This window comes from Methylobacterium sp. CM6241, assembly GCF_054817845.1.
Genome location: NZ_CM139246.1, coordinates 518574 through 537710 on the forward strand (window position 1 = coordinate 518574; position 19137 = coordinate 537710).

Here is a 19137-nt window from a genome sequence, read left to right on the forward strand (position 1 = left end):
GAGGAGAGAGGCCGAAATCGTGAGCCCCTCTAAAGCGAAGGCGATATTGCACTTGACGTGCCTAAGTCATCGCGTGCCGCTGGGACTATGGCCCTGCTCTGGATCTAGTGCTTTCGCAATCTCGGGAGCTTTGATCCAATCATCGCCTGGAAATGTTGCCATCCATGAAGCTACGCTTTGCTGCGGCGAAAGGCCACGATCTGAGGTGGCTTTTATGAAGTCTGTTTTAGAATTGATATCCGAAATATCCCATCTGCCAGCAGCCGGAATATTAGCAAAATCATTGCCAATTCTTTGTGGTAAAGTTCTTTATAAAAATCTAAATTTTGGACTGACTACGGATTGCTCGTATCGTTAGGAATAGAATTTGTAATTTCAATCCGAAACCGGCTTTCAGCCTGTTCCTGCAAGGTGTATATGCCGTAAAATATTGTTAGAGCCCTTACCGCTAGCGTCGAAATAACTGACATCACCGTCCACCGGGCTTTGTGCTCTTCGATCTGAGCTTTCGATTTTTCCGTTTCAAGCTTCTCTTCTTTAATCTGAATTTTTGTTCCGCAATCTCCAGGTGCTTCGATTCTAGTTGTGACGCGGCATTAGCGCAGTCAAATTCACCCACGGGATTTCTCCGTTGACACAGTCTTTGCCGGGACGATCTTCCCGAATACCCGGTCCAGCATCTCGCCGTTGTCCGTCCCTAGCTCGCGGGATAGCTCTTCAAAGCGACGGCCCTGCTCGGTTGGCGTCAATGGCTCAACATTCTTTCCGGGCGGCCTTGGGCGCTCCCACTCCGGCGCCATCTTGTCGGGGCGGAGCTTTGAGGACGGCTTGGGCTTGGTGGGTGTCTTGGCGGTCATAGTTTGCTCCTTTCAATGACGCCTCAGGCATTTAGCAAGCTAGTTATGGCTCCACTCGAGGATCTCTGATCTGCGGCGTGGACGATGAACCACCTCTGCCTCCTGCGGGGAGTTTTCAGCTATACTATAATATCCCCGCGCCTCATTGCGTATTATGTATCCAGCCTCCACCATTCGTCTGAGATGAGATCGAAACGTAGACGATTTAAGGCTTGGATCAGCGTCACGAATTAAATCAAAAATATCTCCTGCCCGTAAGGGCGCGTTATTTTGTTTTAGAATACGTCTGACAGTACTTTGCACGGAGAGCTTTGATACACTGTTGCTACGCAGCTTAAGCCGCGGGTCAATAGCCCTGATTTCAACGTCGGCCATCATCTGCTCGACCATGGAAATCTCTGCCGCAACTTCGGCCGCACGCCGACGCAGCCGCTTCAGCCTTGCTGTCAGCTGCTTCTTCACCGCCTCGTCTGCACGCATGTTGCACTCCTGATTTTTTGCAACATTCCGTATATTGGCAAAAAACGCAAGGGAATGCGTCGTTTGTATGGATTGCACATTTGTTGCAAATATGGTATTTGCGCCAAACTGGTCTCAGTTTGGCGCAAGCCGGTTTCACAATAGCGCAATCCGATTTGCAACTTTTATGTCATAAGGGGGCTGTCTAACGCGAGATCAGGAGGTCTGCATGGCGCGCGAGAATGCTGACGACCTTCACCGGTCGATCGAGGAATTCATCAAGGGTGGCTTTGATGCTGGCGACATCATGTCGGTCAAGGTCGATGATGATCGTGTTCGTGATGAGATAGCGGTTCTGGATATTACGGTTGTTTTTCGAGGAACTCCTTCCGACTTCGCCCAGAAGGGACCTCTTGGCTTCCTTTCGAAGCTGCGGGCGCACGTCGATGAGGCGTATCATGCCTTCCCGGTCGTTCGCTTTCGGCCCGCTCCCCTTTAGGACTGAGATAAATTGCCTAACGCAACGCTCCAGACTGCTCGGTATTTAACCGAGCGGCCGGGGGGAAGTACGCGCGAAGATCTTTGTGCTGCTATAAGCACAACATATTACGCATTGTTTGAAGCGCTCGCGAAGGTTTCGGCCGACCTATTTATAGGCGAACCTAGTCCAAATAGACCGGAAAGTGCTTGGCGTCACATCTATAGATCTCACGATCATACGCGCATAGCGACGAAGTGCGCGAGTCGTCACATGGCAAAATTTCCGCCTGATATTGTGCATTTTGCAGAACTGTTTCTTCAACTTCAATACAAAAGGCATCAAGGCGACTATGAGTATGGCTACTCGCCGGACGCAGGCGATGTTATTACAGATATAGAATTAGCAGATGCCCAGATTATTAAACTTCTTGCAGTTGAAGAAAGGCACCTTCGAGCATTTTGTGTGCTGATTATGTTCGAAAAACACCGCCATGAAGAGCAATCAAAGACGCTATCGCCGGAAGCAAGACGCGCGAGAGGCGTTGGGGGTTAGCAATTACTCATAATCTGCCTGCGAATACTCAAGTCGCTTGCCAACAATACCTTCCTGCGCCCGCTCGGCCCGCTACACGTCGCCGCAACCGAGCTTCACCCGGTTGTTATGCCGGAAACCGAACTCGGCGAGGTAGCAGTGAAAATACTGCTCGCCGCAGTGCTGGTAGACGCCCTTCATGCCGCGCTTAACGACGGAGAAGTAGCCCTCGGCCGTGTTCGTGTGGACGATTCCGCGAACGTACTCCTTGGCCGAATGCATCGTCATCTGGTGGTCGGGAAAGGTGGCGCCGACCTTCGTGTAGATGCTGGACTCGTCCGTGAAGAGGCTAGCTTCCTTGAGGATGTTCGCTTCGATGATCGGGCGGATGGTCTCGGGCTTGAGATTGTCCACGACAATTGAGCGGACCTGACTGCTATCTCGGTCCACCAGGGACACGCCCTTCATCTTGTGATGATGGGCGCGGGCCTTCGGCATGCCAAGCTCGCCACCGATGAAGGTCTCGTCAGCCATAACAATACCACCGGCGCCGGGCATGGGAGCCAGGGAGCCGTCACGCATGGCCTTACGGATGCGGTGGGACATGAACCATGCGGTTTTGAATGTGACGCCTAGCGTCCTGTGAAGCTGGTTGGACGATACACCTTTCTCGGATGAGCACATGAAGTGCGTTGCCTGAAGCCACAGATGCAGGGGGACGTGGCTGTCCTCGAAGACCGTTCCAACCTTCACGGTGAAGGGCTTGCGGCACTCGTAGCACTTGTAGGTGCCGATCCGGGTAGACTTGCCCTTGAGCTTACCGATGCGTCCGAAGGTGCCGCATTTCGGGCAAGTCGGGCCCTGCGGCCAGACATGCGACTCGACGTAAGCGTAGGCCTCTTCCTCGTTGTGAAAGTGCTTGGCGCTGAAAACAGCCTTGGACATCGGTAACCCTTTCTGTGGATTGCCTTGCCTCAATCAATGGGTACGTAAAGTATAATATGGCCCCCGGATGACCCGCGTCGGCGATCACATGACAGTGATCGATGTCACGGTCTTTGGCGTCCGCAGGGAGGAGAGAGGCCGAAATCGTGAGCCCCTCCAGGGCGAAAGCGTCTCGCGACCCGATCGGGCTCCCAATCTGCCTGACCAACAGGCAGAATGCCTATCGAGATTGCAAATCTCGATGCGGCCTGTAAAACTCCATCTGGTATACCAGAGCTGTGAGCCTGCGAGGCGGCTCTGATCGGCGGGGCGGGTGGTCGCACGGGGGGAGAACGAGAGGATGTCCAACATTGCCGGTCCTGGACGTCGTCTCGGCGACCTGCTCGGATCTCGCCTGTTTCGGCCGATCCTGGCGGGGGCGACGCTGCGCGAGCGTCTCATCGCCTGCCTCGGTGCTCTCCTGGGCATCGCGCTGACGGGCCTCGTCAGCGGCTGGATCGTCGGAGAGGGGCCGCACATTCCCCTGATCGTCGCCCCGATGGGGGCGACCGCGGTACTCCTCTTCGCGGTGCCGGCGAGCCCGCTCGCCCAGCCCTGGCCGATCATCGGCGGCAACACGATCTCGGCCCTGATCGGCGTCACGGCCGCCTATTTCATTCCCAACCCCGTGCTGGCCATCGGTGTCGGCGTCTCGCTCGCCATCGCGGCGATGTCGTTCACGCGCTGCCTGCATCCGCCGGGCGGTGCCGCCGCCCTGACGGCGCTCATCGGCGGGCCGGCCATCGCGTCGTCCGGCTTCCTGTTTCCCTTCGTCCCCGTCTGCCTGAACTCCCTCATCCTGGTCGGCCTCGGCATCGCCTTCCATCGGCTGTCGGGGCGTCAATATCCGCATGTTCCGCAGGCGGCGCCCGTCAACGTCCATGGAACGGCCGATCTGCCACCTCCGCTCCGCGTCGGCTTCAATGCCCGCGACGTCGACGCGGCGCTCGAGTCCTTGAACGAAACCCTCGACATCGACCGGACCGACCTGGACCGGCTGCTTCGCGAGGTCGAGAGCCAGGCCATGTCCCGCGCCCATGGGGAGCTCGACTGCGGCACGGTCATGTCGCGGGACGTGGTCACGATCGGCGTGAACGATTCCGTCGCGAAGGCGCGCGAGCTGCTGCTCAAGCACAACATCCGGACCCTGCCCGTGGTCGACGGCGCGGGCCGGCTCGCAGGCACGCTCGGCCTGCGCGAGCTGGCCTTGCGGGGCGACGGGGCCATCGCGCAGGTCATGTCCGAGGCCAGGACCGCTATGGCGGACGAGCCGGTGCTCTCGCTGGTGGAGCCGCTGAGCAACGGGCGCACGCATGCGGTGGTGGTCACCGCCGAGGACCGCAGCATCCTCGGCATCGTCACCCAGACCGACCTCGTTGCGGTCCTCACGCGCCTGGTCTCGAACAAGGCCTTCGCAGTGCCCACGCCGCACGCGGCGTGATCTATAGGTCGGAGAGCATGGCCCGATTGTTGCGTGGAGAGGGTGTTTCCCCCTCACCGTACCAGCACGGGTTCGGGCCGATGCACGACACGCCGCTTCTTCTCCACCTCCTCTACGTGATCCTGATGGCGTCGAGCATGATGATCACGTGGCAGGTCCACCGGCTTCTCGGCCGCGCCTGAGAGCGTTACCCTCCGGCCCGAAGCGCCGCCGCCTCGTCGGCGAGGTTGGCACGGGCGGCACTCTCCAGGCGGTCGTGGAAATGCCCGGTCTGGTAGAGACGGGGCCGGTCGAGAAACCGATCGAGCACGCCCGCGCGCCCGATCCTCCATGCCGCGTCGGGAACCATCGCGTATTCCCGCCGGATCGCCGCCGCATAGGCCTCGTAGATCGCCCGCGGTGCGCCGAGCACCGCAAGGTCGAGATCGAGCATCAACCGCGTTTCCGGGTCCTCGCTGGGTCCATGCGCGGCGGTCGCCCGGATCATCGCGACGGCCGAGCGAATGCAATCCCGGCCGAGGTCGGACCCCGAGCAGGTGACGAGCAGGTCGGCGCTCCGCACCTCGTTGTCGGAGCGGGCCGGATCGTAGACGGCGTCGTGGAAGTAGATGGCGAGATCGATGGCGTCGCCGTCGAGCCCCGAAACGTCGGGCAGCCCCCGCACGGCATCGTGCCCCGCGAGCAGAGCCCTGACATGGGGCCAGCCATGGTAATGCCGCGCCGCCTCGCCGTAGCCGGCATCGAGCGCCCGCCATGCGGCCTCCGCGCCGGACCCTCCCACCGCCCGTGTCCAGACTCCGTCGAAACGTTGGCGCAGGCATCGGTCCATGCGGAACCTCGGTTCGGATAGCGGGGGCGATGGGGGCGTGAGGTCCGTCGCCCACCTGTGTGACCGGAACGCGGCGCGGTTTGCCGTCATCGGCGCAACGCCGCGCCGATCCGCCATGGTCGCGCCACGCTCAGGGTGGCTCAAGAGCTTGCCGGATCACGCGTTTTCCCGCGCTCGGGTCACTGCCGCCCCCTCGCGCGTGGCGCCATCCGTCGCCACGACGAAACACGCCGAAGGCCCGCCGCGTGGCGGTGGGAAACGGGGTCGCGTCCGACCGAAATCCCGGCTCGCGCGACCGGTCCCGCCGTCAAAGGCCCCCCGAGGCCGCCCGCCGGTTGCGGACCATTCCGGCGATCGCCAGCACGATGATCGCCGCGATGGCACCGGTGATCGCCAGGAAAGTCAGGGTGCGATTCCACAACCGGTCTAGGCCGAGATCGGTGGTGACGAGGTCGGGCCGGGCCGGATCGGCCATCACCCGGATGCTGTAATCGCCCACATGAAAGCCACTGAACACGTAGTTCACCCGGCGCGCGACGGCTCCGGTGGAGGTGCGCAGGCTCAGTGTCGCGTCGCAGATATGGAGCACGATCTTGGCGCTGCACTTGCCGTCCGTCACCCGCGCGTCGGCGACCGGATGGGCCGTCTCGCGGACCTGCCAATCCGAGAGCAGCGGCGGCGCCGTGTAGACGAGGCAGGCGGCCAGAAGACCCGCCAACGCCACGAGGCCGAACAGCGTCCAGAGGATATTACCCCAGCCCTGACTCGGAGGGGGAAGGCGCAAGGAGGCCGGGCTTTTCGCAGGGGCAGTCATCAAAGCGAGCCTCGTCTGGCATCATGTATGGGAGGGGCCGGAGACGAACCGGCCTCCGCGAGGATGCGGCGCGCCTCGGCCGCGTGCCGGTAGCGGCCGATCAGGTCGGCGAAGTCCTCCAGCGTCATCTTTCGCGGAAGGCTGGCCCTGATCGTGACGATGCGGCGTTTGGGATCGAGGCGGATCTTCCGGCCCCCCGGCACCCTCTGCGGAAAGAGCGCCTCCGGCGGCAGGAGCAGGCGCGTGACGATTCCCGTCTGCTGTAGCGTCATGTCGAGGTCGGCCATGTCGTCCCACGGAATGGCCCGGTCCAGGCCGGGGATCACCAGCGCTTCGGGCCGCAGGATCATCGTGGTCCGCTCGCCCCGCCACAGCCTGAACAGGCCAAAGCCCCCAAGCATAGCCCCGCAGGCAAGGGAGACTGCCGCTACGAGGCGCGCCTCCCAGGCCGACAATCCCGGGAAGCCGAGGGTCACCAGGGCGAGAGCGAAAGTGGCGAAGAGCAGGCCGGTGACCGCGAGGACGATGGTGCCGGGCCGGCTGTTCTCGCGCAGGATCCGCTCCTCGGTGTCGATCGCCGCCACCGCCGCTTCGAGATGCGCCCGCACGGCCGCGTCATGCTCTTCCACCGCCCCGCGGAAATCCGCCGTGGCCGCCCGGCACAGGCCGGTGGGGTCGGCGAAATAGGCGGCGAGCTGGCCCAGCGCGCGCGGCGGCGGCACGATGGCAGACGCGGCCAGGAGTTCGGCATCCAGCGTCCTGCCGAGGGCGGCGATGCGCTCGCGGGTCGGCGGATGGGTGTCGGTGGGGTGGGGCTGCTCGGCCTCCAGATGCGCGGCCGGGTCGTCGAGCCCGCGCGCGATCACATGGTCGAGGATGGCGGCGACGAGATCGGCGGGGGCCGATCCGGGCTTCTCGGCGGCGGCATCGAGAACCTCGGCGATGCGCGGCTGAACCGCGCCGGTGCGGAGCAGCGCCCGCGCGGCGGCATCCGCCGAGGTCGGCCCAGCGCCGGCGGCGTCGGCGGCGAATTCCCGCGCCCGGCTCCAGTGCCGCACGGCGAGGTGGAACCGCTCCATCACGAAGGCGCCGAGGCGTAAGGACGGGGTCAGCAGCCCGAAGGATCCGGCATGCCCCTCCTCCACCGCGTCGAGGGAGCGCCCGACCCCGGCATAGATTGGCAGGAAGCGCTGGCTGTAGGCGGTGTCGCCCCCGGCGTAATGGGCGAGTTCGTGGCCGATGATCGCCGCCACCTCGTCGCCGCGCATCAGGGCGAGATAGGGCAGCGGGAGATAGAGGATGCGGCCCGTCAGCCGCTCACCGCCCGGCTCCACCACGGCCGGCCCGGCGCTGACGAAGAAGCCCCCGGTGAGGCCCACCACCACGGCCTCGGGCTTGAGCGCTCCGAGCCGTTCGGCGAGCCCCTCGGTGAGACGCCACAGGCCTGGCGCCTCCGCTGGCGAGACGGTCCGGCCGAGGATCGGCAGCGGGTCGGGCTCGAACGCGGCGAGGGCCCGGCGCAGACCGAGAACGGTCGCACCGGCCGTGATGAGCACGGCGCCGATAGCTACGGCGGCGACCAGCAGCAGCTTGATCTCTCCGCTGCCGAGGCCGGGTCGGGCGAGCATACCGGCCTCGACGATCACGGCGACAACGACCCCTCCGGCGGTGAGGAGGACCTGGACCGCGAGGATGGGAGGCAAGAGTCGTCGCACCAGGGAGAAGCCGACGACCAGCACGTCCCGCGAGCCCCGGCCCATCCATCCCAGGACGGCGCCGGCGAGCAGGACGAGGATCGACAGAGCGGCCGCGATGGCACCGGCCGCGACGACGAACGGCGGCAGGCTCCTGCGCCAATCCATCAGCATGGTCAGGGTGGTGGCCTCGTCGCGGGCCGCGCGGGCCTGAACCAGGGCGAGGGGGCCGCCATAGACTTGGCCGTTGCGGCGGAACTGCATGCGGAAATCGATGCGGCCGTCCCGAGGCTGGCGCGCCTCAAGGTCTTCGACGACCCGTATCAGCTGCAGGCGTTCGGCATCGAGTTCGGCCCAATCGGCGGCGGCGCGCTCCTGTTCCCAGAGGCCGAGGAGCATGATGGCCAGGGGCAGCAGGACGGTGGCGGCCACGAGGCCAGCGAGAGAGCGTAGCCGCGACGGGGCGCGCGTGATCGTTGCGTCGGCGATGCCTGCCTCCCAGGATGCGTTCTAGCGCAAACGGGCATGCAGATAGGCCACTTCCTAGGAAAAATCACCCGTCAGGCTGCGGACACGATCCGGGCGACTCTGGCATCTCGATGTGGAGGGCGGCATGGATCGTGTCCGGGACGGGTTGCTCCATCAGCATTCGCAAGGAGTCCCGGAGCAGGAACGCTGCGGAAGCGCCAGGGTGGCCCCTGGGATGAGGTATGAAACTTCATTATGTGCCGCTCCGTAAGGAGGCGGATGAATCTCGACGTCTTCCCAGGTTTCTCCACCCCGGCGCTCGCCTCCACAGAGGCCGATCTCATCGCCGCGGATGCTGAGTGGATCGCCGAATTGGCAAGCGTGTTCGGCTCCGACAGGATCGACGAGATGGCGGCTCAGCGCGCGGGCCGGGGCGAGGGGGGAAGTCGCCTCCGGCATCTCTACGACGCCCGTGAGAGCGCCTTGGCGGCATGGCGTGCCGCGCGCGGCATGGATTAGCCGCGCCGGCTCAGCTGGGTCAGAAACGGGGACTGGCCGTCATTCCCAATGCTGCACCCGACCCCGCAAGGCTGACGCCCTTCTTCGACACACGGTGTCCGTCGCCGTAGGTGGGAGGCGTGTAGCCCTGTCGGGATTGCCGGTGGATCGCGTCGCCGAGGTCGCCGGCGACCTGTCGCAGGGTGGTTGCTTGGCAGGATGCCGCGACCTGCGTCGCGAGTTCACGGGTATGGCTCCGGCCATAGAGGAAGGCGGCGAGGCGCGCCCGGGTCCTCTCGGGAATGCCCGCCACCAAATCGGGGATTGCGTCCGCGTGAGCGCGGTATATCTTCCCAAGCTGATCGCCTGAGACAGGGCAATCGTCGTTAAAATCTTCGATGCCGATCGAACGGGCCTGGAACACTCGGGTACCTGCAAGTTGGGTTGCCCCGACACTGCGATGCCGTGGTTAATGAATGGTACTCACGCCCTCCGATCGGTGAGAAGTCATTAACAGACAGTGGGGCGGCAAATCTTCACAGGCCGCGTCTCAATCGATCCCGTCGTCTCGGGCTCGCCCCTGAGCGTGGCGTGATTGCCCGGCTGAGGCGCGGTCTTCGGGATCTTCATGAGCTGGAAGGCGCAGACGCAACAGAGGGCCAGCGAAGCCAGCCAGAGTGCGCATCGTGCGGTTTTGACGGTTTGTTTCGACATGGCAGCCAGGGTGGGCCCGATTGGTTAGCCAATGTTGAACACCGGTCGGCGGCCGATCGAGGCGTCATCCCTGCCGTAATTCGGCGGCCAGACGCTCCGCGTCGCTGCGCATCAGAGCCAGGAAATTCCGGGCCATCGGCCCCGACCGCAGATGATAGAGGGCGTGGACATCCGCCGACAGGATCGGCGAGACGACGGGCCGGTAGGTGACGTTCGCATGGGCGAGCTTCGCCACGAATTCCGGGATCAGGGCGACACCGAATCCCGCCGCCACGAGGCTGGTGAGCGAGGCGGCTTCCACCGCCTGCTGCGAGATCGTCGGGTAGAAACCGGCGCCGATGCAGCATTGCAGGATGTGCCTGGCAAAGAGCGAATCCCGCAAACGCAGGAAGACGAACTTCTCGTCCTTCAGACAGCTCAACGTCACCGATTCGGTGGTGATGCTGTGGCCTTTGGGCAGGACGACGTTGATACCCTCGCTCCAGGCCAATTCGCTCGTGAGGTCCGGGTCCTGCGGCGGAGTTCGCAGGAAGTTGATGTCCGTCTGCCCCGATTTCAGCGCGGCGATCTGCTTGTCAGGCGACATCTCATGGATCTGGATGTCGACTCCGACGAAGGTTTCCTGAAACTTATAGATCAGTCCGCCGAGCGGTCCGGCGAGCATCGAGCCCGTCAGGCCGACATTGAGCACACCGACGCTGCCGCAGCCGATGGCATGCGCCCGCTCGGTGGCGTCCTGCGCGCTGTGGAGAATGGCTTTCGCGCGAACCAGAAAATCCTGGCCCGCCTGCGTGAGCGACACGCGGCGCGTCGTCCGCTCGAGCAGTCGGGTTCCGATCTCGGTTTCGAGATCGCGGATCTGCTGGCTCAGCGGCGGCTGCGCCACGCCGAGAGCATCCGCCGCCGCTGTAAAGCTGAGCTTTTCTGCGACGGCCACGAAGTAGCGGAGGTGGCGAAGTTCCATGACCGCCATTCATACCCTGAGCCTCTTAATGGCGATGAAAGATATATTTGACGGCTGCCTCGGGTCGAACAATGCTGCGCTCGGCGATTGGCGAGGACATGTAATTCCTGCATGACTCCGCAGGACGTCCCACCTCCTGTCAGTGAATCTTCCGATGCACCGGGGCCGGGCACGCGGAGCGACGAACGGCCTGAAGCAACGGTTGGAGGTTCGCATGCGGCGCTTTTTTGCGTCCCTGTTCGGTCAGGTGGTCGCGGCCCTCGTCCTCGGGATCGTCCTCGGCATCGTATGGCCGGATTTCGCCGTCGCCCTGAAGCCCCTCGGCGACGGGTTCATCAAGTTGATCAAGATGGCGATCGCGCCCCTGGTCTTCGGTGTCGTCGTGCACGGCATCGTCGGGGCGGGGGACCTGCGCAAGGTCGGCCGGGTCGGTCTCAAGGCGCTGATCTATTTCGAGGCGGTCACGACCCTGGCCCTCGTGCTCGGCATCGTCCTCGCCTACGTGTTCGCGCCGGGGGCCGGCATGAACATCGATCCCTCCACCCTCGATGCCAAGGCCATCGCCAGCTACACCGACCGGGTCGGGCAGGTGACAGGCACTGTCGACTTCCTGATGAAGATCATCCCGACCACGATCGTCGATGCCTTCGCCAAGGGCGACATCCTCCAGGTCCTCATCATCGCGATCCTGTTCGGTTCGGGATTGGCGTTACTCGGCGAGCACGGGCAGCCCCTGGCGCAGAGCATCGAGCGGATCACCGCCGTCCTGTTCAAGATCATCGGCTTCATCGTGCGGCTGGCCCCCCTCGGCGTCCTCGGCGCCGTCGCCTTCACCGTCGGCAAGTACGGCATCGGCTCCCTGCGGCAACTCGGGATGCTGGTGGCCCTGTTCTATCTGGGCGTCGCCTTCTTCGTCTTCGTCGTGCTCGGCGCGATCCTGCGCGCGGCCGGCTTCAGCATCCTGAAGCTCCTGGCCTATCTGCGCGAGGAACTCATGGTGGTGGCGGGCACGGCCTCCTCCGACAGCGTGCTGCCGCAGATCATGCGCAAGCTCGAACGGCTCGGCATCCGCGATTCCACCGTCGGCCTGGTCATCCCCACGGGCTACTCGTTCAACCTCGACGCCTTCTCCCTCTACCTCACCCTCGCCACCGTCTTCATCGCGCAGGCCACCAACACGCCCCTGTCCTTCGGACACCTGATGCTGATCCTCGGCATCGCCCTCCTGACCTCCAAGGGCGCGCACGGCGTCCCCGGATCGGCCATCGTCGTCCTGGCGGCGACCCTGTCGGCGGTGCCGGAAATCCCGGTGATCGGGCTGGTGCTGGTACTGTCCATCGACTGGTTCGTCGGCATCGCCCGGGCGCTCGGCAACCTCATCGGCAATTGCGTGGCGACGGTGGTCATCGCCGCCTGGGAGGGCGATATCGATCGGGCTCAGGCCCATCGCGTCCTGAACGGAGAGGTCGCCACCGACACGGCGGCGGTGCTCGATAGCCCCCTCGCCAAGGCGTAAGCTCCGGGGCGACATCCGGCGCGCCCAGGTCGGAACAGGCCAATCCAGGTCCGCCCTGGCACGATCCGCGCTGGGCCCGCGACGTTAACGGCTCGAACGAGTCGCATGAATTGTTGGAGACGAGCCCGTGACCGCCTCTTCCTATAACCCGCCCTGCGGTGGACTGCCGCCCCAGACCGCGCTGATGACCGGCCGGGCCGTATTCACGGAAGCCTATGCGGTCATCCCGAAAGGCGTGATGAGCGATATCGTCACCAGCGTGCTGCCGTTCTGGGACGACACCCGCGCCTGGATCCTGTCCCGCCCGCTCTCCGGCTTTTCCGAAACTTTCGCTCAGTACCTGATGGAGGTCGCGCCCGGCGGCGGCAGCGAGCGCCCGGAACTCGACGACCGCGCCGAGGGCGTGCTGTTCGTGGTCGGCGGTCATGCCAGCCTCGTCCTGGAGGGGGCCACGCATGCCCTCCGCCCCGGCAGCTATGCCTATCTTCCTCCGGGCGCCGCCTGGACGTTGCGCAACCAGGGCGACGAGCCGACCCGCTTCCACTGGATCCGCAAGGCCTACGAGCACGTATTGGGCATCGACATCCCGCCGGCCTTCATCCGCCACGACTCGGAGATCGAACCGCTCGGCATGACCGGCACGAACGGCGTTTGGGCCACGACCCGCTTCGTCTCTCCCGACGACGTGCGCCACGACATGCACGTCAACATCGTCACGCTTCAGCCCGGTGCTTCGATTCCCTTCGAGGAAACCCACGTGATGGAGCACGGGCTCTTCGTGCTCGAAGGCAAGGCGGTTTACCGGCTCAACCGCGACTGGGTCGAGGTGGAGGCCGGCGATTTCATGTGGCTGCGCGCCTTCTGCCCCCAGGCCTGTTACGCTGGCGGCCCCGGTCCCTTCCGCTACCTGCTCTACAAGGACGTCAACCGCCACCCGGCCCTGACGCCGCGCAGGATCGGGTGATGAGCGCCCGCCACATCGTCGCCCGCCCGCTCACGCCCGAGGCCTTCGCCCCGTTCGGGACGGTCATCGACAGGGCGGCCGTCGATCCGCGCCCCATGAATGCCGGCATGGCGCGCCGCTTCCACGATCTGGCGGAGGTCCGTACCCTCGGCGAGGACGCGCGCGTGGTGATCGGCCTCGTGGAAGCCGAGCCCTATCCCCTGCCGCTAAGGGTCGGTCTCATCGAGCGCCATCCCCTCGGCGCGCAGGCCTTCGTACCGCTGAACGACGCGCCGTTCCTCGTCGTCGTGTGCCCCGACGAGGACGGGCGGCCCGGACCACCACAGGCCTTCGTCACGGCGCCGGGCCAGGGGGTCTGCTACGCTATCGGCACGTGGCACGGCGTGCTGACCCCCTTCGGTGCGCCCCAGGACTTTCTGGTGATCGATCGCGGCGGGACGGGCACCAACCTGGAAGAGGTTCGGCTCGACGAGCCTTGGACGGTCGCTCTGCCGACAATGTCGGAGGGATAAGCCGCCGCGATGCCCCGGAGGGCATCGCGAGCCGGATGTCCCGATGGCTCAGGAGCCGAACTTGTAGTTCAGCCCGACCCGGACGACGCTTCCCTCCGACCGGAAGCGCGAGGTCGCCTCCACGAGGGACTGGGCGAGTCCGCTGGAGCCCGTCAGCGGGACGCTGCGCTTGCCGAGATCGTAATGCAGGTATTCCACCTTCAGCGTCACCGCGGAGGAGGGGAAGACGTTGAGGAAACTCTCGGTCGGCAGGGCGTATTCGATGCCCCCGCCATAGGCGAAGCCGGTCTCGAGACGGTCGATCCCGCCGGCGAAAAGGTCGAGGGTCGAAGTTCCCCCCAACTGCAAGCTCGACGCGTTCTGGTAGTTCACGTTGCCGTAGGCGAGACCGCCGGTGCCGTAGACCAAGACGCGATCGAACGCGTAACCGAGCCGGCCGCGCACGGTGCCGAGGAAATCGAGGCTCTGACGCGTGGTGGTCACCACGGCCGAATCGCTGCCCGACCCGAAGATGCCACGCGACCTGCGCTTGGTCTCGTCCAGGTCGGTATAGGCAATGTCGGTCTCGACGCCGAGGACGAGGCCCGCGCCGGGGGTGAACTGGTAATTGTACCCGGCCTGACCGCCGGCCACGAAGCCTTCCTGCCGGGAGGACAGGGAGGCGATGCCGGCGCGCTCGATGAAGAGATCGGCGTTGCTGCCATTCACCGAGGTCGCCGCCGTGCGGACGGTCTGCCGGTCGGCGAAGCCGTATCCGGCCTGCACACCGGCGTAGAAGCCGGTCCAGCTGAAGCTCGGAAGCGGCACGAAGACGGGTGGCGGCGCAGCGCGGCGGGGTAGGTCCGCCGCAGCCGCGGTCCCGGTCATCAGCCCGATTATCGCGCCGACACCCAACAAAACTTTCGCCATCTTCCCCTCGCCGCCTCCATTGACGGCAGCGACGTGAATCAACGGAGCGATCCTGGGATAGTGCCGGGAAGACACAATTTCGGACCGATCGTCCGAAATTTTTAACCATGACGCGACGTGGCTAACTCCTCCTCGGGGAGGTACAAAAATGCCACTGCCGTGAGTCTGTCGACCGGTTTCCACAGCCCATTAAAGCCGCTCCTCGACGAAGGCACGCATGAGCAGATGAGCGATCGCCATAGGCGGCGGCACGGTCAGTCCCTCGCCATGGGTGCCGGCGATCATCGCCGCCACCTCGTTGCGGGTGAACCAGCGGGCGTCCGCGAGCTCTGCCGGATCGATGGTGATCGCTTCGTCCAGGGCCTCCGCCGCGCAGCCGATCATCAGCGACGACGGGAACGGCCAAGGCTGCGAGGCGTGGTAGGTCACCGCGCCGATCCTCAGCCCCGCCTCTTCGAGGGTCTCGCGGCGGACCGCGTCCTCGATGGTCTCGCCGGGCTCCAGGAAGCCGGCGAGGCAGGAATACATCCCCTCCTTGAAGCGCGGCGAGCGGCCGAGCAGACAGGTTTCTCCACGGCGGATCAGCATGATCACCACGGGATCGACACGGGGGAAGTGGTGGGTCTCGCAACTCGGGCATTCACGGCGAAAACCGCCGGCGGCGAAACGAGTGGCCGTTCCGCAATTGGCGCAGAAGCCGTGGCGAGCATGCCAGGCCAGGATGGATTTCGCCGTGGCAAGGAGGCCGAGTTCGTGCGGCGCCACCGCGTTCTCGGCGGCGAGGCTGCGCAGGTCGGTGGTGCGGAAGCCGGGATCAGACTCGTACCCGTCGGCGGCCTCCGGTGAGACCGCGCAGGCGAAGACCGGAGCCCCATCGAGGCGGCCGAGGAACAGCGTGAGATCGGCGTGGCAGGCACTCGCCGCCTGCCTAGAGGGGAGGAGCGCCGTATCGCCGGCAAGGACGATGCGGTCCCCCGCCACGAGCACGATCCGTGCATCCGGCGCGTCCGGCTTCGGCACGAGGTCGCTGCTCTCGGCCGAATGGCGGACGAGCCGGCTTTCCGCATAGCCGAGTTGGTCGAGGCGCGCGCTCATCAGGCGGCCGCGAACAGGGCGCCGATGCGCTCGATCATCTGGGCGCGGGCGTGGTGCGGATAGGACTGGCGCGTGCCTACGCCCCAGACCGGCGAGGGCCAGGCCGGATCGGACAGGAAACGCCCGATCACATGGACATGGAGCTGCGGTACGACGTTGCCCAAGGCCGCGACGTTGACCTTGTCGGGCTTGGCGAGGGCCAGCATCACGCCGGTGGCGATCCGGATCTCGTCCATGAGGTCGCGCGCATCCTCCGCCGACAGGTCGGTGAGTTCGCTGGCAACCGCCCGGCGCGGCACCAGGATCAGCCAGGGAAACCGGGCGTCATCCATCAGCAGGACACTGCACAAGGCGAGGTCGCCCACCGGCACGGTGTCGGCGACGAGGCGCGGGTCGAGGGTGAAATCGTCTGTCATCGCCGCTCAAGCTGGGATACGTCGGGAATGCGGAGTTCTCGCCGGTTCGGCGTCGTAAGTCACGCAAGCGCAGGCCGCTCGGTGTCGAGGAAGCGGAACAGGGCCGGCGCGTTGGCATGCGCCACGTTGAAGCGCAGCCACGGGGTCGGCTCCTGATCGGCGCGGAACAGGTGTCCGGGGGCGAGCATGATGCCCTTCGCGGCGGCCCTTTGCGCGAGGCCGGCCGTGTCCGGATCGCCGCCGAAGCCGGCCCAGAGGAAGAGCCCGTTGGCGGGGCGGTGAAACAGCGACAGGCCCACCGAGAGCAGGGCCTCGGCCACAATCTTCTGCTCGGCGGCGAGCTTTTCGCGGAGCCTCGCGATGTGGAGGCGGTACTGGCCTTCCGTCAGGATCGAGTGGACGATGCTCTCGGAGATTTCCGAGCTCGTCAGGCTCGCCGCCATCTTCATGCGCAGGAGCCGCTGCGCATTCTCGGGGTTGCAGGCGAGATAGCCGACCCGCAGGGCGGGCGAGATGGTCTTCGAGAAGCTGCTGATGTGGATGACGCGCGCGAGCTGGTCGAGGCTGGCGATGCTGGGCGCCGTCTCCTCGACGAAGCTCGCATAGATGTCGTCCTCGACGATCTGGAAGTCGTGTTTCTCGGCGATGCGGAGGATCTGGTAGGCGGTGGCCGGCGAGCAGGACGTCCCGGTGGGGTTGTGGAAGCTCGTATTGGTGAAGAACAGCTTCGGCTTGTGCCGCTCCGCCAGTGCCTGGAGCGCGTGGATCGACGGCCCCTGGAGGGTCCGCTCGACGCCGACGATGGTCACCCCCATCGCGTGGAGCGAGGGGTAGAGGTTGCAATAGCCAGGATCGTCCACGAAGGCGACGTCGCCCGGCTGCAGGAAGGTCCGCATGGTCAGGTCGAGGGCCTGGCTCGCCCCATGCGTCAGCAGGATCTGGTCCGGCTCGCACTCGATGTTGCGCTGGGCGAGGAGCAGCTGGATCGCCCGGCGCAAGGGTGCGTGGCCGAGGGGATGCCCATAGCGCGAGACCAGCCGGTCGGGGCGCCGCGACAGGGCAGCCAGGGCCTGCTTGATCCCGTCGGCGAACAGGTGGCTGTCGGGCAGCCAGCCGCAGCCGGCTTTGACGGTGAAGGCGTCCTCCTCGTAGACCCGCTGGAGCAGCCAGCCGGAATCCACCGAGATCTGTACCGGCTTCCGCCGGGGGACGGCGGCTTTGCGATCGAGCAGCCGGGCCGAGACGAAGTATCCGCTCGCGCGTCGGGCTTCGAGCAGGCCGTCCGCGACCAGCCGATTGTAGGCGTTCGAGACGGTGAGCGTGCTCACGCCGCATTGAACGGCCAGCTTGCGCACCGATGGCAGGCGGGCGCCCGGCGCCACGCTCCCGCTGCGGATGCGCTCGGACACGGCCTCCACCAGCTGGGCGACGAGGGGGGCGGTGCTGGCGGGGTCGAGGCTGATCATGGGCCGTCATCCACGGGCGAGGCCGGTCTCGGCGATCCGACTGTATGGGTGGGTGAACAGATACAGCTGCGCGTGCCAACCCGCCAACTGTCGATAGTCGGTGAGCCAGGGCCGGGCGATAACGCAGCGCGGCGAGGGTCGGGATCTTGCATCGCGGATCGGCGGAGAGACACATGGATCATGCGATCATCGATCAGGCGGCGGACCGGCAGCTCAATGTCGAGCCGTACTGGATGCCGTTCACGCCCAATCGCCATGTGAAGGCCGACCCGACGCCGCGCATCATCACCTCGGCGAAGGGCGCCTATTACCGCACCGCCGAGGGGCGCGAGCTGTTCGACAGCCTGTCGGGCCTGTGGTGCTGCCCCCTCGGCCACGCCCAGCCGCGGATCGTCGAGGCCCTGCGCCGGCAGGCCGAGACCCTCGATTACTGTACCGCCTTCCAGATGACCAACCCTGTGACGCTGCGGCTGGCCGAGCGTATAGCCGACATGGCCCCGGACGGGCTGGACCGGGTGTTCTTCACCAACTCCGGCTCGGAGGCCGTCGATACCGCCCTCAAGATCGCCCTTGGTTATCACCGCCTGCGCGGCGAGGCCGGCCGCTTCCGCATGATCGGCCGCGAGAAGGGCTATCACGGCGTCGGCTTCGGCGGCATGTCGGTGGGCGGCATGGTGGCCAACCGCAAGATGTTCGCCACCGCCATGATCCAGGGCGTCGACCACCTGCGCCATACCCACGATTATGCCGAGATGGCGTTCTCGAAGGGCCAGCCGACTTGGGGCGCGCATTTCGCCGACGACCTCGAACGGATGGTGGCGCTCCACGATGCGGGCACGATCGCCTGCGTCATCGTCGAGCCGCTGCAGGGCTCGGCCGGGGTCATCGTGCCGCCGCTCGGCTATCTCCAGCGCCTGCGCGAAATCTGCACGCGCCATGGCATCCTGCTGATCTTCGACGAGGTGATCACCGGCTTCGGGCGGCTCGGCGCGCCCTTCGGCGCGGACCGCCTCGGTGTGATCCCGGACATGATCACCTTCGCCAAGGGCATCACCAACGGCATCGTGCCGATGGGCGGCGTCATCGTCCGCAAGGAGATCTACGACACGTTCATGACCGGGCCGGCCGCGGCGGTGGAGCTGTTCCACGGCTACACCTATTCGGGCCATCCCCTGGCGGCGGCCGTCGCCCATGCCTCCCTCGACCTGATGGAGGAGGGCGACCTCTTCGCCCGCGTGCGCGAGTTGGAGCCGATCCTCGAGGGGGCCGTCCACACGCTGCGCGACGAACCGGGCATCAAGGACATCCGCAATTTCGGCCTGACGGCGGCCGTCGATCTCGAACCGACACCGGGCCAGCCCGGCGCGCGCGCTCTGCGGATCTTCGAGCGCGGCCTGCGCGAAGGCATCCTCCTGCGCTTCACCGGCGACACCATCGCCATGGGCCCGCCCTTCATCTCGACCCCCGCCGAGATCACCGGCATGATCGAGATGCTGCGCGGTCTCATCCGCGCCGAAGCCTGACC

The 19137-nt window shown here is 65.3% G+C and carries 20 protein-coding genes and 1 pseudogene; 9 read left to right on the forward strand and 12 right to left on the reverse strand.

Annotated features, from left to right (window positions below; all coding sequences use genetic code 11):
• Positions 1–611 precede the first annotated feature (611 nt).
• On the reverse strand, positions 612–857 hold the full coding sequence (locus ACYQR9_RS02480) for a hypothetical protein (protein ID WP_461228574.1): 246 nt from the start codon (positions 855–857) through the stop codon (positions 612–614).
• Positions 858–896: 39 nt separating this feature from the next.
• Entirely contained in the window at positions 897–1337 is a 441-nt protein-coding gene (locus ACYQR9_RS02485) for a hypothetical protein (protein WP_461228575.1), read from the reverse strand.
• 208 nt (positions 1338–1545) lie between these two features.
• Between ACYQR9_RS02485 and ACYQR9_RS02490 the strand changes: the two genes are divergently transcribed.
• Together ACYQR9_RS02490 and ACYQR9_RS02495 are read left to right on the forward strand one after the other, a co-directional pair.
• Positions 1546–1815 (forward strand): hypothetical protein, encoded by a 270-nt coding sequence (locus tag ACYQR9_RS02490; RefSeq protein ID WP_461228576.1) that lies wholly within the window; start codon positions 1546–1548, stop codon positions 1813–1815.
• A gap of 252 nt (positions 1816–2067) precedes the next feature.
• Entirely contained in the window at positions 2068–2349 is a 282-nt protein-coding gene (locus ACYQR9_RS02495; RefSeq protein ID WP_461228577.1) for a hypothetical protein, read from the forward strand.
• A 3-nt stretch (positions 2350–2352) separates the two neighbouring features.
• Here ACYQR9_RS02495 and ACYQR9_RS02500 read toward each other — a convergent pair.
• Positions 2353–3273, reverse strand: a pseudogene (locus ACYQR9_RS02500) (IS1595 family transposase).
• Between the two features lie 340 nt (positions 3274–3613).
• On the opposite strand from ACYQR9_RS02500, the gene ACYQR9_RS02505 reads away from it, so the two are divergent.
• Both ACYQR9_RS02505 and ACYQR9_RS02510 read left to right on the forward strand, forming a co-directional pair.
• Positions 3614–4753, forward strand: coding sequence for an HPP family protein (locus ACYQR9_RS02505; RefSeq protein WP_461228578.1), 1140 nt, complete (start codon positions 3614–3616; stop codon positions 4751–4753).
• A 17-nt stretch (positions 4754–4770) separates the two neighbouring features.
• Complete coding sequence (locus tag ACYQR9_RS02510) at positions 4771–4935, forward strand: hypothetical protein (RefSeq protein WP_461222146.1); 165 nt, start codon at positions 4771–4773, stop codon at positions 4933–4935.
• 5 nt (positions 4936–4940) lie between these two features.
• Here ACYQR9_RS02510 and ACYQR9_RS02515 read toward each other — a convergent pair whose 3' ends face one another.
• From ACYQR9_RS02515 to ACYQR9_RS02525, 3 genes are all read right to left on the reverse strand, one after another.
• Positions 4941–5582, reverse strand: a complete 642-nt coding sequence (locus tag ACYQR9_RS02515; RefSeq protein ID WP_461228579.1) for an HD domain-containing protein — start codon at positions 5580–5582, stop codon at positions 4941–4943.
• 307 nt (positions 5583–5889) lie between these two features.
• On the reverse strand, positions 5890–6396 hold the full coding sequence (locus tag ACYQR9_RS02520) for a hypothetical protein (protein WP_461228580.1): 507 nt from the start codon (positions 6394–6396) through the stop codon (positions 5890–5892).
• Positions 6396–8489 carry a M48 family metalloprotease gene (locus tag ACYQR9_RS02525; protein ID WP_461229719.1) on the reverse strand — a complete coding sequence of 698 codons (2094 nt, stop codon included), beginning with the start codon at positions 8487–8489 and terminating at the stop codon, positions 6396–6398. Before ACYQR9_RS02525 ends, ACYQR9_RS02520 begins: the two co-directional genes overlap by 1 nt.
• 348 nt (positions 8490–8837) lie before the next feature.
• Here ACYQR9_RS02525 and ACYQR9_RS02530 point away from each other — a divergent pair, with 348 nt between their 5' ends.
• The gene (locus ACYQR9_RS02530; protein WP_207414049.1) at positions 8838–9077 is read left to right on the forward strand and encodes a hypothetical protein; all 240 of its coding nucleotides are present in this window, start codon (positions 8838–8840) and stop codon (positions 9075–9077) included.
• Positions 9078–9096: 19 nt separating this feature from the next.
• On the opposite strand, the gene ACYQR9_RS02535 is transcribed toward ACYQR9_RS02530, so the two are convergent.
• Entirely contained in the window at positions 9097–9369 is a 273-nt protein-coding gene (locus ACYQR9_RS02535; RefSeq protein WP_156467623.1) for a hypothetical protein, read from the reverse strand.
• Positions 9370–9834: 465 nt separating this feature from the next.
• Positions 9835–10734, reverse strand: coding sequence for a LysR family transcriptional regulator (locus tag ACYQR9_RS02540; protein WP_207414047.1), 900 nt, complete (start codon positions 10732–10734; stop codon positions 9835–9837).
• A 214-nt stretch (positions 10735–10948) separates the two neighbouring features.
• Here ACYQR9_RS02540 and ACYQR9_RS02545 point away from each other — a divergent pair, with 214 nt between their 5' ends.
• The 3 genes from ACYQR9_RS02545 to ACYQR9_RS02555 all read left to right on the forward strand — a co-directional run bounded on the left by ACYQR9_RS02545 (position 10949) and on the right by ACYQR9_RS02555 (position 13726).
• Complete coding sequence (locus ACYQR9_RS02545; RefSeq protein WP_207414045.1) at positions 10949–12250, forward strand: dicarboxylate/amino acid:cation symporter; 1302 nt, start codon at positions 10949–10951, stop codon at positions 12248–12250.
• 127 nt (positions 12251–12377) lie between these two features.
• Positions 12378–13214 (forward strand): bifunctional allantoicase/(S)-ureidoglycine aminohydrolase, encoded by an 837-nt coding sequence (locus ACYQR9_RS02550; RefSeq protein WP_207414044.1) that lies wholly within the window; start codon positions 12378–12380, stop codon positions 13212–13214.
• Positions 13214–13726 carry an ureidoglycolate lyase gene (locus ACYQR9_RS02555; RefSeq protein WP_461228581.1) on the forward strand — a complete coding sequence of 171 codons (513 nt, stop codon included), beginning with the start codon at positions 13214–13216 and terminating at the stop codon, positions 13724–13726. Before ACYQR9_RS02550 ends, ACYQR9_RS02555 begins: the two co-directional genes overlap by 1 nt.
• 48 nt (positions 13727–13774) lie before the next feature.
• Here ACYQR9_RS02555 and ACYQR9_RS02560 read toward each other — a convergent pair whose 3' ends face one another.
• From ACYQR9_RS02560 to ACYQR9_RS02575, 4 genes are all read right to left on the reverse strand, one after another.
• Positions 13775–14635: an outer membrane protein gene (locus ACYQR9_RS02560; RefSeq protein ID WP_461228582.1), complete on the reverse strand. Its 861-nt coding sequence runs from the start codon at positions 14633–14635 to the stop codon at positions 13775–13777.
• A gap of 189 nt (positions 14636–14824) precedes the next feature.
• Positions 14825–15730, reverse strand: a complete 906-nt coding sequence (gene nudC, locus ACYQR9_RS02565) for an NAD(+) diphosphatase (RefSeq protein WP_461228583.1) — start codon at positions 15728–15730, stop codon at positions 14825–14827.
• Positions 15730–16146, reverse strand: a complete 417-nt coding sequence (locus ACYQR9_RS02570; protein ID WP_461228584.1) for an HIT domain-containing protein — start codon at positions 16144–16146, stop codon at positions 15730–15732. The genes nudC and ACYQR9_RS02570 overlap by 1 nt, the downstream gene beginning before the upstream one ends.
• A gap of 59 nt (positions 16147–16205) precedes the next feature.
• Positions 16206–17612, reverse strand: a complete 1407-nt coding sequence (locus tag ACYQR9_RS02575) for an aminotransferase-like domain-containing protein (protein ID WP_461228585.1) — start codon at positions 17610–17612, stop codon at positions 16206–16208.
• 173 nt (positions 17613–17785) lie between these two features.
• Here ACYQR9_RS02575 and aptA point away from each other — a divergent pair, with 173 nt between their 5' ends.
• Positions 17786–19135 carry an omega-aminotransferase AptA gene (gene aptA / locus ACYQR9_RS02580; RefSeq protein WP_461228586.1) on the forward strand — a complete coding sequence of 450 codons (1350 nt, stop codon included), beginning with the start codon at positions 17786–17788 and terminating at the stop codon, positions 19133–19135.
• Positions 19136–19137 lie beyond the last annotated feature (2 nt).